At 62.7% G+C, this 13,225-nt stretch carries 13 protein-coding genes; 5 read left to right on the forward strand and 8 right to left on the reverse strand.

Annotated features, from left to right (window positions below; all coding sequences use genetic code 11):
* Positions 1-171: 171 nt before the first annotated feature.
* Positions 172-1,119: an AraC family transcriptional regulator N-terminal domain-containing protein gene (locus J3P82_RS08650; protein WP_434562257.1), complete on the reverse strand. Its 948-nt coding sequence runs from the start codon at positions 1,117-1,119 to the stop codon at positions 172-174.
* 198 nt (positions 1,120-1,317) lie between these two features.
* Between J3P82_RS08650 and J3P82_RS08655 the strand changes: the two genes are divergently transcribed.
* Positions 1,318-2,055, forward strand: a complete 738-nt coding sequence (locus J3P82_RS08655) for an SDR family oxidoreductase (RefSeq protein WP_434562259.1) — start codon at positions 1,318-1,320, stop codon at positions 2,053-2,055.
* A gap of 35 nt (positions 2,056-2,090) precedes the next feature.
* On the opposite strand, the gene inhA is transcribed toward J3P82_RS08655, so the two are convergent.
* Positions 2,091-2,777: an isonitrile hydratase gene (gene inhA, locus J3P82_RS08660; protein ID WP_434562261.1), complete on the reverse strand. Its 687-nt coding sequence runs from the start codon at positions 2,775-2,777 to the stop codon at positions 2,091-2,093.
* A 99-nt stretch (positions 2,778-2,876) separates the two neighbouring features.
* On the opposite strand from inhA, the gene J3P82_RS08665 reads away from it, so the two are divergent.
* Entirely contained in the window at positions 2,877-3,869 is a 993-nt protein-coding gene (locus J3P82_RS08665; protein ID WP_434562263.1) for a GlxA family transcriptional regulator, read from the forward strand.
* On the opposite strand, the gene J3P82_RS08670 is transcribed toward J3P82_RS08665, so the two are convergent.
* Both J3P82_RS08670 and J3P82_RS08675 read right to left on the reverse strand, forming a co-directional pair.
* Positions 3,838-4,740, reverse strand: coding sequence for an alpha/beta fold hydrolase (locus tag J3P82_RS08670; RefSeq protein WP_434562265.1), 903 nt, complete (start codon positions 4,738-4,740; stop codon positions 3,838-3,840). The genes J3P82_RS08665 and J3P82_RS08670 overlap by 32 nt on opposite strands.
* A gap of 28 nt (positions 4,741-4,768) precedes the next feature.
* On the reverse strand, positions 4,769-5,146 hold the full coding sequence (locus J3P82_RS08675; protein ID WP_434562267.1) for a hypothetical protein: 378 nt from the start codon (positions 5,144-5,146) through the stop codon (positions 4,769-4,771).
* A gap of 574 nt (positions 5,147-5,720) precedes the next feature.
* Between J3P82_RS08675 and J3P82_RS08680 the strand changes: the two genes are divergently transcribed.
* Positions 5,721-6,092, forward strand: coding sequence for a DUF6124 family protein (locus tag J3P82_RS08680; protein ID WP_434562269.1), 372 nt, complete (start codon positions 5,721-5,723; stop codon positions 6,090-6,092).
* A gap of 149 nt (positions 6,093-6,241) precedes the next feature.
* Here the strand turns inward: J3P82_RS08680 and J3P82_RS08685 are convergent, their stop codons facing one another.
* On the reverse strand, positions 6,242-8,065 hold the full coding sequence (locus J3P82_RS08685) for a glycoside hydrolase family 15 protein (RefSeq protein ID WP_434562271.1): 1,824 nt from the start codon (positions 8,063-8,065) through the stop codon (positions 6,242-6,244).
* Positions 8,058-8,858: an SDR family oxidoreductase gene (locus J3P82_RS08690; RefSeq protein ID WP_434562273.1), complete on the reverse strand. Its 801-nt coding sequence runs from the start codon at positions 8,856-8,858 to the stop codon at positions 8,058-8,060. Before J3P82_RS08690 ends, J3P82_RS08685 begins: the two co-directional genes overlap by 8 nt.
* Before the next feature lie 157 nt (positions 8,859-9,015).
* Between J3P82_RS08690 and J3P82_RS08695 the strand changes: the two genes are divergently transcribed.
* A complete protein-coding gene (locus J3P82_RS08695) occupies positions 9,016-10,188 on the forward strand; it encodes an MFS transporter (protein WP_434562275.1) in 1,173 nt (390 codons plus the stop codon).
* 30 nt (positions 10,189-10,218) lie between these two features.
* Here the strand turns inward: J3P82_RS08695 and J3P82_RS08700 are convergent, their stop codons facing one another.
* A complete protein-coding gene (locus J3P82_RS08700) occupies positions 10,219-11,352 on the reverse strand; it encodes a cupin-like domain-containing protein (protein ID WP_434562277.1) in 1,134 nt (377 codons plus the stop codon).
* Positions 11,353-11,434: 82 nt separating this feature from the next.
* Positions 11,435-12,205 carry a trans-aconitate 2-methyltransferase gene (gene tam, locus J3P82_RS08705; protein ID WP_434562279.1) on the reverse strand — a complete coding sequence of 257 codons (771 nt, stop codon included), beginning with the start codon at positions 12,203-12,205 and terminating at the stop codon, positions 11,435-11,437.
* Positions 12,206-12,339: 134 nt separating this feature from the next.
* Here tam and J3P82_RS08710 point away from each other — a divergent pair, with 134 nt between their 5' ends.
* Positions 12,340-13,074 carry a thioesterase II family protein gene (locus J3P82_RS08710; protein WP_434562281.1) on the forward strand — a complete coding sequence of 245 codons (735 nt, stop codon included), beginning with the start codon at positions 12,340-12,342 and terminating at the stop codon, positions 13,072-13,074.
* The last annotated feature ends 151 nt before the right edge of the window (positions 13,075-13,225 follow it).

The following is a 13,225-nucleotide window of genomic DNA, read 5'->3' on the forward strand; positions in this document are numbered from 1 at the left end:
CCAGACAGGAGTCGAACTGGTCCTCAAAAAACCCGCCTAGGCGGGTTTTTTTTGTCTTGAAGAAAGTAGGTCCTCATGCTTGTCTTGCTGCAAGGGTTCAGAGGGGGGAGTCGGGTGCGGTCGTTAGTTGGAAACTGCCCTGCGTTTGCCTGATCCTGTTTGCGTGCAGGATCAGGCGCTGCTGGCTTGCAACGCCATGGCACGCAGGCGGGCGATGTCCTTGCTCGGCGAGGCGCCGAATAGACGGCTGTATTCACGGCTGAACTGCGAAGGGCTTTCATAGCCCATCTTGTAGCCGATTGACGAAACGTCGCTGTTCTCCGCCAGTAAAAGTCGCCGGGCTTCCTGCAGGCGTAACTGTTTTTGATATTGCAGCGGGCTCATGGCGGTCACGGCTTTGAAACGATGATGCAGTGCCGAGGCGCTGAGATTGATCATCTGCGCCAGGCTTTCGATGCTCAGCGGCTCGGCGTAATGCGTGTTGAGCCACTCGATGGCGCGGCTGATGCGGTGGGTCTGGGTGTCAGGAATGGCAATCTCATGCAGCCGTCGGCCTTGGGAACCCCGCAGCAATCGATAAAAAATTTCCTGCTGGGCCAACGGAGCGAGGGTCGCAATGTCGTCCGGACTGTCCAGCAGCCGCAGCAAGCGCAACATTGCGTCGAGCAGGGGCTCATCGATTCGGTCGAGAAACAATCCGCGATCGGCTCTCTCGGTTGGCACGCCGATTGGGCTGGCGTCGGCGATCAGCCGGCAGATTTGTGCCGGGTCGATGTCCAGGCGGATGCACAGGTACGGTTGATCTGGGCTGGCCTCGATCACCTGGCCGGCCAACGGTAGCGTCACCGAGACCACCAAATAGTTAAGCGGATCATAAACGTAGCGTTCGTCCGCGAGCGTGACCTCCTTGCGCCCTTGAACAATGACGCACAGCCCTGGCTTATGCACGACGTGCAAGGCTTCGGTGGGATGGTCGCTCCGGATCAGGTGCAACGCCTCTATAGCCGTGGAGTGAACACCATATTCCGGCGCGAAGCGCTTCATCAAGTTCGCCAGTTCGGCGCGACGCAGGTCTACGCCGTTATCAGGCGTGATGGTGATGGAGGTGGATACCGACATGCCGATCAATCTCCCTGCCCAATTCAATGGATCGCGCTAGTAAAGCCGATTGCAACCGCGACGACCAGAGGCGTTATCGTTACAGGATCGTGCAAGTGCGCAGGAGAATCCGGCTAACCCAAGCGTCGGAAGGTTTCTTAATCTGGACCTGTTAAAACGCTCCCTCCGGGGCCAACGTATCCAGACGAGGAAATCATCATGTCCGATATTCAAAACAAAGTAGTGGTCATCACTGGCGCAAGCAGCGGGATTGGCGAGGCGGCGGCGCGGTTGCTGGCCGCCCGGGGTGCTTCTGTTGTGCTTGGCGCTCGGCGCGTGGACCGCTTGCAAGCGCTGATGGAGGAACTTCAAGCCGCGGGCCAGCAGGCCGCCTGCCGAGCCGTGGACGTGACCCGTCGTGACGATGTCCAGAGCCTGATCGATTTCGCTGTCGAAAGATTCGGACGGGTTGATGTCATCGTCAACAACGCCGGGGTCATGCCGCTCTCCAAGCTCGAGGCGCTGAAAGTCGAGGAATGGGATCGCATGATCGACGTCAACATTCGTGGCGTGCTTCATGGCATCGCCGCCGGTTTGCCTCTGATGCAGCGCCAACGCAGCGGCCAGTTCATCAACATTGCTTCCATCGGTGCCTACACCGTCAGCCCCACGGCCGCTGTGTATTGCGCGACGAAATTTGCTGTGCGGGCGATTTCCGAGGGCCTGCGCCAGGAGGTCGGTGGCGATGTTCGCGTGACGGTGATTTCACCCGGCGTGACCGAGTCGGAACTGGCCGAAAGCATTTCCGACGAAGGCGGACGCGCCGAGATGCGCGAGTTCCGCAAGATTGCCATTCCCGCCGAGGCCATCGCCCGGGCCATTGCCTACGCGATCGAGCAACCGGCGGACGTGGACGTCAGCGAACTGGTGGTGCGGCCGACGGCCAGCCCGTTCTAAGCCAAGCACTTTATTGGAGTGCCTGCTTGATTTCCTTACGCCGATTCCAACCGCGCCGCAGCCCGCTGGGTGATCTGCGAGCGCACCCGGAACGACTCCGCCGAGCGCCGGTGGGCCTCTTCGAGCACCTGAGTCGGTGCGCTGTCCGGGGAGCCTGCGGCGAACGGTGGAGCGGGAGCGTATTCAAGCTGCAGTTGGACCAGCTCGGCGGTGTCCTGGTCGAACAGCTCTGCTGCCAGGGTCAAGGCAAAATCGATTCCTGCGGTGATGCCGCCGCCGGTGAACAGGTTGCCGTCGCGGACCACGCGATCGTTGACCGGCGTCGCTCCCAAGGGCTGCAACAAACTGTGGAAGGCCCAGTGGGTGGTGGCACGTTTGCCACGCAACAGTCCCGCCGCGCCGAGTACCAGCGAACCGGTGCACACCGAAGTGATGTACTTGGCGTGGGCCGCCTGGCGCTTGATGAACGTCAGGGTCTGCTCATCTTCCATCAACGGGCCGACGCCGCTGCCGCCGGGGACGCAGATGACGTCGAGTTTCGGGCACTCTTCGTATGTGGTGGTTGGCAGCAGGACCAGTCCGGTGCTGGAGGTGACGGGCGCCAGGTCTTTCCAGATCAGGTGGATTTTCACATCCGGCAACGAGGCCAGCACGTCGTACGGGCCGGTGAGATCCAGCTGCTGGACCTGAGGGAATAACAGAAAACCGATCTGCAACGTCATGTCGCTTTCTCCTTTGAATAGTGCCCGAAGGGTGGACGGTTTTAGTTTAGGTCCGTAGTCTTTGGCTTATTCGCCAATAAGCCCTCGAATCACGCCAATATGCCCGATCAGCCGAAAACCGTTCATGTACTGGCCTTCGCCAACGTGCAAGTGCTTGATGTCACCGGGCCCTTGCAGGTGTTCGCGTCGGCCAACGATCTGCTCCGTGGGCAAGGCCTGCCGGTGCCGTACGCGCCGACTGTCATTGCCGCCGGAGGTGGGGCGGTGATGTCGTCGGCGGGGTTGGCGCTGATGGCCGAGCCGCTGCCCAGCGAAGCCAGCGACACGCTGCTGATCGCCGGCGGTTGGGGCGTGTACGAAGCCGCCGAGGATCCAGCCTTGGTGGCTTGGGTCAAGGCACAAGGGCTGCGTTCGCGCAGGGTGGCGTCGGTGTGCACTGGGGCGTTTCTGCTGGCGGCCAGTGGATGGCTGGACGGACGCCGGGTGGCGACTCACTGGACCCGCTGTGAACAACTGGCCCGGCAACATCCAAAACTACAGGTCGAACCCAATCCAATTTTTATCAACGACGGTCCGGTGTGGACCTCCGCCGGGGTCACCGCCGGGATCGACCTGGCGTTGGCGCTGGTCGAAGAAGACTTGGGCCGAGCGGTGGCCCTGGAGGTTGCGCGGCACTTGGTGGTGTTTCTCAAGCGCCCCGGTGGGCAATCGCAATTCAGCGCTACGTTGGCGCTACAGAAGCAGGGCGGTCGCTTCGATGAGTTGCATGCCTGGATTGCCGAAAATCTCATCCAAGACCTGGGCTTATCGAGCCTGGCTGCCAAGGTCGGCATGAGTGAGCGCAGCTTTGTACGCCACTACCGCACCGAGACCGGCCAGACCCCGGCCCGTGCCGTAGAGCTGATTCGCGTGGAAACCGCTCGGCGCCTGCTAACCGACAGCACCGTGCCGATCAAACGCGTAGCGGTGCAGTGTGGGTTCGGCAGCGAGGAAACCCTGCGTCGAAGCTTCATGCGCGCGATGGAGGTAACCCCTCAGGCCTATCGCGGGCGTTTCGCGATCAGCCCTCAAGCAGATCCAGCAGTGCCTTGAGCGTGGCTTCGGGCGCCTCCTGGGGAATATTGTGGCCGACGCCGGCCAACACGCGACGTTCATAATGCCCGGTGAAATGCCCCGCATCGTCGTCGTGTTCGGACGGCGGACCCACGCCGTCATTGGCCCCGCACAGGGAAATGCTCGGCACACTGATGACGGGTTGCGCCGCCAGCTTTTCTTCCATCCAGTCAAGGGTCGGGTCCCCCGGCGCGTACCCGAAACGATGGCGGTAGGAATGAATCACCACCTCGACAAAATCCGGGTTATCGAATGAAGGGGCGGTGAGCGGATACAGCTCGGCGCCGCGTTGCCAGGTCGGCGACCACAGGCGCCAAAGCAATTGGCACAATTCACGCCGGTTTTGTCTCAGGCCTTCGACGCCCCGGGCGGTGTGAAAGTAATATTGGTACCACAGGCGATGTTCATCTTCGGGCCCCAGCGGTTGGCTCGAATGAGCAATGTCCTGCAAGTTATAGCCGTCGCCCGTGACCAGGCAGCGCACGCGTTCGGGCCACAGGGCGGCGACGATGCAGGCGGCGCGGCCCCCCCAGTCATAGCCGCACAGCGCCGCTTGCGGGATATCGAGCGCCTGCATCAGGTCCAGCAGGTCCTGGGCCAGTGCCGCTTGCTGGCCGGAGCGGGCGATAGCGGGGTTGTTGAACCGGGTCGGGCCATAGCCGCGCAGGTACGGCACGACAACTCGATAACCGCGTTGGGCCAGGGCCGGCGCAACCTCGTCAAAGGCTCGTGGGTCGTAGGGAAATCCATGCAGCAGAATCACTGGCTCACCGCTGGCGGGGCCGTGTTCCTCATAGGCGATGCGCAGCAGTGGCGTCACCGCAAAATTCACCTGGGGTGCAGCTGTCATGTTGGCCTCCGGCATCGCTCGGTTGTGGTCAGGCGGGTTCCTGGTTCACGTATTTGGCGCGGTCCGGGGTGAAGGTCACGACCATGTTCGTGCTGGAACAGGTCAAGGTCCGTTCCTGGGTCAGATCGATGTCCAAGTCCTCGCCGCGCAGGCCCTGCCATTGGGCCAGGTACTTGAGGCAACCGAATTTTGCGTTCTTCTTCAGGCTGCGGCTGACGCCGCCTTTCCAACCCAGCACCGGCAATTCACCGGCCAGGCAACGGTGTGCCAGTTCAGGAAATCTCGCCGCTCGATCGCGGCCGATTTCCCAGCATTTGATCAAGCCTTTGTCCTGGTCGTTCCACAGTTCTTCCCGGTTCAGGCCTGTTCGAGGCGCGGTGGTGATGGAGCGTCTGATGTGCATCATGTCGGATCCTTGAATCGGGTTTATCGGGCAGCTCCGCTGCACCCGTGAGTGCATCGATCTTAGGAGGGGTTTGCGGGGCTGGCAACTTGAGGACATGGACTGAGTGCGATTGCGCCAGCTTTTTTGAGAAAAACACCGGACACCCGTGGCGAGGGAGCTTGCTCCCGCTCGGCTGCGCAGCAGTCGTCGCTTTTCAATCCGGAAATTTTGGGGTCGCTGCGCAACCCAGCGGGAGCAAGCTCCCTCGCCACAGGAGTTACGTATTCCTACAAAAATTGTGATGAAGCGGAATTTTCCGACGAGTCGTGGCGGTTGGTGGTTCGGAAGCGCCGGGGATAGGCTTTGTCCATCGCTGCAAAATCAGCGACCGGGCTTGGTCACCCGTTCGAAGTCAGGCGCACACGTGCAACTCTGCATCTTGGCTCTTTTGCCGGTATGCTTTGCGGCGGGCTGTGCGCGGGGCACTCTCGAGTGCGCCGGGTGCCTGACTTCCCGGTTGACCAACCTGCGTATAGCCCACCACCCTCGTTTGGTCACGAGGTGGGTGAGTTCCTATTAAGTCAGGAGTTTCACAATGGTCAAGATCACCCCCAATCCCCCCAAAAAAGCCGAGAACCTCTCCGCCTACACCCGGCTCGACACAGAAGAGCGCCGCGAAGCGGCTGATCGCGCATTACGCATTCACTTATCGCCCGACACCCCAGCCAAGCCCGACACCCAGCAAGGCCAGGTCTTTTCCGTGGTGCCCGGTCTCAACACCGAATCCCTGCTGACCACCCTCAGCGAAACCCTGGCTTCGGCCAATGCGATGGCCAGTGACCTGGCATTCGACCTGGAAGGTTCACGGCGGCATGTGGCGTTGGGGCTTCAGCAGTTGATCGAGCTGGGCACCTTGCTGGTCAACCGTGCGCTGAATGACATCGAACTGGCCGAGCCAACTCAGTAGTCGAAACACCGTCCAACCCGTGGCGAGGGAGCTTGCTCCCGCTCGGCTGCGCAGCAGTCGTCGCTTTTCAATCCGGGAAACTTGGGGTCGCTGCGCAACCCAGCGGGAGCAAGCTCCCTCGCCACGAAGTCCGAAGTGTTGAGCACCGCTCAAGGCTGCCAGTGATTTTTCTCCCCGCTCAACTTGCGGTCCAAAAAGCTCGCCGCGCTGATCAGCGCCAAATGGCTCAACGCCTGGGGCAGGTTGCCGAGATGGTAGCCATGGCTGTCGAATTCCTCGGCATACAGCCCCAGCGGATTGGCATAGCGCAGCAGTTGCTCGAACTCCAGCTGGGCTTTCTCCACGCGGCCGGCGCGGGCCAAGCATTCGACGTACCAGAATGAGCAAGCGACGAACGAACCCTCGGTACCGCTGAGGCCATCAATGGGGCTGTCGTCGTTGCGATAGCGGTACACCATGCCGTCGCGCACCAGGTCCTTTTCGATGGCGTCCAGCGTCGACAGCCAGCGCGGGTCGCGGGCGCTGACGAAGCGCACCAGCGGCATCAGCAACATCGAACCGTCGAGCGCGGTGCTGCCCAGGCGCTGGACGAAATGCTGGTGTTCGTCGTTCCAGAAATTCGTCCAGATGTCTTCATAGATGGCCTGGCGAGTCTCGTCCCACCGTGAGAACGGGGCGGGCAGGGAACGTTTGCTCGCCAGGCGAATGGCGCGGTCCACCGCGACCCAACACATCAGCCGCGAATGGAGAAAGTGTTGCTTGTCGCCGCGCATCTCCCAGATGCCCACGTCCGTGTCCCGCCAGATTTCGCAGACCTGATCGACCACATCAACGGTGTGCTTCCAGCCTTGATGGGAGATGGCTTCGCCGTATTTGTTGACCAGATACACCGCGTCCATCAGCTCACCGAAAATATCCAGCTGCACCTGCTGGTAGGCCAGGTTGCCGATGCGCACCGGCCGAGCGTTGCCGTAGCCGCTCAGATGGGTCAATTCGGTTTCCGGCAGTTCGAGCCGGCCATCCAGGCCGTAAAGGATATTGAGCTTGGCCGGTTGGTCGCGGCAGTCGCTGACGCGGCCGCGCAGCCAGCGCATGTAGGCGTTGGCCTCGTCGATAAAACCCAGGCGCATGAACGCATAGACAGTGAACGAGGCGTCGCGGATCCAGGTGTAGCGGTAGTCCCAGTTGCGCTCACCGCCGCGGCTTTCCGGCAGGCCGAAGGTGGCGGCCGCGATGATGGCGCCCTGCTTGCGCGAGGTCAGTAGTTTCAGCGCCAGCGCGGAGCGATTGACCATCTCCCGCCAGCGTCCACGGTAGTTCGATTGGCTGATCCAGCCGCGCCAGAACGCCAGGGTTCGCTCCAGGCACAGGGCGCTGGTGTCGTCCACCAGACGCGCATCGTCGATGCCGCCCAGCAGGAACTCGGCGGTCTGGCCTTGCTCCAGGGTGAATTCGGCTGCCGCGGCCTGGCCGTCCAATGTCATGGCCTGATCGGCGCACAAACGCAGGCTCGGCTGTTGAGGGGCCTCGAAGATAACGTGGTCACCGTCCCTGCGCGCGGTGGTCGCCGCGCGGGAATAATCATGGCGCACCGCGCAACGCATGCGGAAGGTCGCGCTGCCGACAGTCATGCGCACCCTGCGCATCAACACGGGCAAATCGTCCTCGCTGTCGCCGATGGGCAGCAGGTCGGTAATCTCCACCACCACGCCGTCGCTCAGCCAACGGGTTTGCAACACATTGGTGTCGGGCAGGTAGATTTGCTGGCGGCGGGCATCCTGCAGGTCCGGAGCGAGTTGGAAGATGCCCGCTTCGGGAGTGTCCAACAGCGAACAGAAGATCGACGGGCTGTCGAACTCCGGCCAGCAGAAAAAATCCACGCTGCCCCGATCGTTGACCAACGCAGCCGTGCGCATGTCGCCAATGATGCCGTGGTTTTCGATGGGACTTTGCGGTTCGTCATGATCAGCCATTGCCACGGAACCCCGGATAAAGGCTCATCCCGCCGTCGATGAACAACGTGGTGCCCACCACATAATCGGACAGGTCCGACGCCAGCCAGACCACCGCATTGGCGACATCGTCGACATCGCCGACCCGGCCGTAGGGAATCAGCTCCAACAGTTGCTGTTCTTTTTCACCTTCCATGGCCTCACGGTTGATGGCCGTGCGAATCGCGCCAGGGGCGATGCTGTTGATGCGGATTCGCTGGTGGCTGGTCTCCTGGGCCAGGGTCTGCATGAGCTGGTCGATGCCGCCCTTGGAAGCCGCGTAATTGACGTGGCCGGCCCAAGGGATGCGCTGATGCACCGAACTCATGTGGATGATCTTGCCGGCAGCCCGGGACACGCCTTGGCGAATGCCCTGGCGGTTGAAGATCCGCAGGGCGGCGCGGGCGCAGAGGAATTGGCCGGTGAGGTTGACGCCGATCACCGTGTTCCAGTCGTCCAGGCTCATATCGACGGCGGCGGCGCCTTTTTGCAGGCCGGAGTTGGCCACCAGAATGTCCAGCGTGCCGAAGGCGTCCAGGGTCTCGGCGAACAGTCGCTCGACGTCCTGTTCCTTCGACACATCGGCACCGATGGCGATGGCGCGGCCACCGCTGTCGTTGATTTCACGGGCCAGGTCTTCGGCCGGGCCGGCGCTGGAATGATAGTTGAGTACCACGGTGGCACCGGCCGCCGCCAATGCCTTGGCCGAGCCGGCGCCAATGCCGGAGCTGGCGCCGGTGACCAAAGCCACTTGTCGGGCGAGGGAAATCTGCATGGGACTAGCACCTTGAACTGAGGGCACTACTTGCTGACTGGCGGCAGGCCCGGAGAGTTCATTTGCGGGCGACGGTCTTCACATTTCCTCCACAGTTTCGCGCTTCCGCGGCACGGGCCTTTATGGCAAGTTGCAGGCCCTTGTTGAGGCGACATTCATGGCAAACCCCTATCGCGAACTGTTCACCGCTCCTGGCAGCCGCGGCTTCGTGCTGGCGGGGATGATCGCGCGCATGCCGATCTCGATGACGGGCATCGGCGTGATCACCATGCTTGCGCAGCTCAAGGGCGGTTATGGATTGGCCGGCGCGGTGGCGGCGACGTTCGCCTTGGCGACGGCGTTCTGCGCGCCACAGGTGTCGCGGTTGGTGGACCGTTTCGGCCAGGGACGGGTCTTGCCATTGGCGGCGCTGATCGGTGGCGGGGCGTTGTTGCTGTTGCTGCTGTGCACGCGATTGCAGGCGCCCCATTGGACGCTGTTCCTGTTCGCCGCCCTCGCTGGCTGCATGCCGAGCATGTCGGCGATGGTGCGCGCGCGCTGGACCGAGGTCTATCGCGGCCAGCCGCAACTGCGCACTGCCTATGCGCTGGAGTCGGTGCTGGACGAGGTCTGTTTCATTGTCGGGCCGCCGCTGTCGGTGGGGCTCTGCGTGGTGGCGTTCCCGGAGGCGGGGCCCCTGGCCTCGGTGGCGCTGCTGGCGATCGGCGTGACAGCGTTTGTCCTGCAACGCAGCACCGAGCCGCCGGTGCATCCGCACCAGGCGCATCACCAGGGCTCGATCATCGGTTCCAGCGACGTGCTTCTGCTGCTGTTACTGATGGTCGCCATGGGCGTCATCGTCGGGGTGGTGGACGTGGTCAGCGTGGCGTTCGCCCAACATCAGGGGCAACCGGCGGCGGCGAGCATCGTGCTGTCGGTCTACGCCATCGGCTCCTGCCTGGCCGGCTTGGCGTTCGGGGCGCTGCGCTCGAAAGTGCCGTTGCCGCGGTTGTTCTTGTACGGCGGGGTGGCGACTGCGCTGACGACGCTGCCGCTGTTGCTGGCGAGCAATATCCTCGGGTTGTCGCTGGCGGTGTTTGTCGCCGGTTTGTTCTTCGCGCCGACGCTAATCGTCGCCATGGCCTTGGTCGAGCGCATCGTGCCACCGGCCCGGCTCACCGAGGGCCTGACCTGGCTGGTGACGGGCCTGAGTATCGGCGTGGCGATCGGCGCGGCGGGTTCGGGTTGGCTGGTGGATACGTTTGGCGCGCGCAGTGGTTTCTGGTTGGCAATCGCTGCCGGGGCGGTGGTGCTGGGGGCTGCGGTGCAGAGTTATCGGCAGCAAACGTAAATCCCTTGCCACAGGGAATATGTTCAACCGTCACCAACCCCGCCCCGAATTCACCCAGAAGTTCACCGACAGCGATGTGGACACCGACTCCACCTGGTGGAACCAGCCCTCCGGCAAAAACAACAGGTCGCCAGCCTCCAGCGGCACCCGCAGGAACGTCACGTCCCGGGCGCGAGGGAAGCGATCATAGTCCGGCGCGTCCGGGTTGAAGTCACAACCATCGAGCCCACCCTGGGGCGCGGTCGACCAAGTGCCCAGGGCTTCGCGGTGATGGGGCGCGGCGAGGGTGAAGGTTTTCTGGCCCCAGACCTGGGCGAACAAGTTGTCGGTATCGTCGCGGTGCAACGGCGTGAGGGTGCCCTTGGGACCGATCCAGATGCGCGGCGGGATGAACAGTGAAGGGTCGAAGTAGGGCGGGTATTTGATCTGCTCCAGCAGTTGCGCCGGCAGGATGTTGTTGCCCATGTAGGCCGGTGGTTCGCCGTCGGCGGTTTTGACCGCCGGGCTGTCGAGGGAGGCAATGAAGTCGACCATGGACGTTGAGCGGAAATCCCGCTCCGTGGAGAAGGTCTTCTTCACGTAATCGCCATGACGGGTAATGCCTTGCAACTCGGCAAAGTGCACCAGGGATTCCTCCCGGCTGAGCTTGAACAACGGCCAGTCCTGCAACGCGTCGCTGATGACCAGCGGGATGCCGTGGGGCAGGTAACGTGCCTGGAACTCCTGCACCGACAGTTCGCTGCGTGGCCGGCGTTCCACGCTGCGTTGGGTTGGCAGGCTGGCGGTGAGGGCTTCGCTCAAGCGCGACGGCGTGGGGTAGCGCTTGTTCATGTCGACCTTTTCCACCGCGCGGGCGCCGTGACGGGCATGGTCGATGATCTGCGGCAGCAACGTCGCCAGGCCCATATTGCCGCCGATCTTCAGGCGACCGCTGGCAAACAGTTCCTCGACGTTAGCCATGCCGGCCATGATCCCGAGAAAGTCTTTTTCCGCGACTTCGATGGTGACGTCCGGGCTGGCGTGTCGGCCGGCCTGGGTGCGGCTGCTGGCCTTGACCTCGGACCAGTACGCCTGGTGCGGGCCGAACACGAATTGGAAAACGCCTTCGATACCAACGGCGCCGGCGTTGGCGAACAGTTTGCCCAGGATGGTTTGCAGGTCCACGGCAGTCACTCTTGTGGGTTTCGGTCCTAGCAGGTAACGAGGGCCCACGAGCTAAATTTAGCCCTCGCTGCTGACCGGCCCCCTAGCGCGTCGCGACGATGAACAACCTTGGAAACGGCAACAGGACCGAGCCATCGTCCAAGGCGGGATAAGCCTGCTCGATGGCCGCGAGATATTGGCGAAGGTATTCCTCGCGCTGCGCCTCATCCAACGGCTCGAGGAACGGCCGCAAGCCGCTGCCCTTGAACCATTCCACGACGCCCGAGGCACCGTCGGCCAACGGGTGGTGATAGGTGGTGCGCCAGACATCGACGCGGCTGCAATGGGCTTTGAGAATCGAATAATAGGTGCAGGCGTCGGCCACTTCCGTGCGCGTGTCCGCCGCGCCGGCCAGTTGGCTGGCCCAGGGACTGTTGGCGGCGATGTCGCTCATCAAGCGATGGGAGGGCTGGTGCAAGTTGTCGGGCATCTGGATCGCCAGGCTGCCACCCGGCGCGAGCTTGTCCACCAGCGACGGCAACAGCGTGGCGTGGTCGGGCAGCCATTGCAGCACGGCGTTGGCGAAGATCAGGTCAAAGGGACCGCCTTCATGCCATCGTCCGATATCGGCAGTGGCGAATGTCACGCCGGGCAGGCGCTTGCGGGCGGCTTCGATCATGTCGGCTGAGCTGTCCAGGCCACGCACCGTGGCGCCGGGGAACCGGTCCACCAGCAGTTCGGTGGAATTTCCGGGGCCGCAGCCCAGGTCGATCACCTCGCGCGCCTGCACAGGCGCGATGGCCGCCAGCAGATCGCGGGCTGGGCGGGTGCGTTCCTGTTCAAAAGCGACATATTGTTGGGCGGACCAGCTCATTGTGTTCTCCTTGAGGGCAGACCAAAGCCATTGGGCGTGCAGTATAAGGCGCATCCGGGCGAGGAGGCCGCTGACTAATTCTTCACGACCCGGCCTCGTTATTCCTTTTATACAAACGATCGGAGAAAACCGCAGTGACCCAATTGACTCTCCTGTGCCTGCCGTATTCCGGCGCCAGCGCGATGGTTTACAGCCGTTGGCGGCGCAAGGTGCCGCAATGGCTGCAGGTGCAGCCGGTGGAGCTGCCGGGGCGCGGTGCGCGTTTCGGCGAGCCGCTGCACACTGAGATGGGCCCGTTGGCGATGCAGTTGGCGCGAGAGGTGTTGCCCACGTTGCAAGCGCCCTATGCCTTGTTCGGTCACAGCCTGGGCGCGTTGCTGGCTTGCGAAATCGCCCATGCCTTGCGGGAACTGGGCTGCCCCGAGCCGGTCGCACTGTTCGCCTCGGGTACAGCGGCGCCCACGATGCGTGCCGATTATGATCGCGGCTTCGCCGAAGCGAAAACCGACGCTGAATTGATCGACCAATTGCGCACCCTCAACGGCACCAGCGAAGAGGTGCTGGCCAACGAAGAGCTGATGTCCCTGACGCTACCCGTACTGCGCGCCGATTTCCTGCTGTGCGGGCGTTACCAGCCCCGGCTTCGACCGCCGCTCAGTTGTCCAGTGCACGTGCTCGGCGGAACCGCCGACAAAGCCACCACCGAACAACTGATCGGCTGGAGCCGGGAAACCCGCGGCAGCTTCTCGGTGGACATGCTCGCCGGCGGACACTTTTTCATCCACGAGCACGAGGCCAAGGTGCTGCGGCTGATCAAGGATCAGTTGAGCGTGCATCATCGGCGGCACGGGTTGGCGATCAGCGCCTGAATCCCTCCCGTGGCGAGTCAGCAAGCGCCCTCGCCACGGGTTTGTTCCTTCCTGACACAAATTCCCAATCGCTAATTTTTCCGGTTTGCATTCGTTTCATAGGGACGACATGCCTTTGTGCCTTGTGCCCACTGATTCCGGATACCCAGAA

Source organism: Pseudomonas sp. Z4-20 (assembly GCF_051131955.1).
Taxonomy (GTDB): domain Bacteria; phylum Pseudomonadota; class Gammaproteobacteria; order Pseudomonadales; family Pseudomonadaceae; genus Aquipseudomonas; species Aquipseudomonas marvdashtae.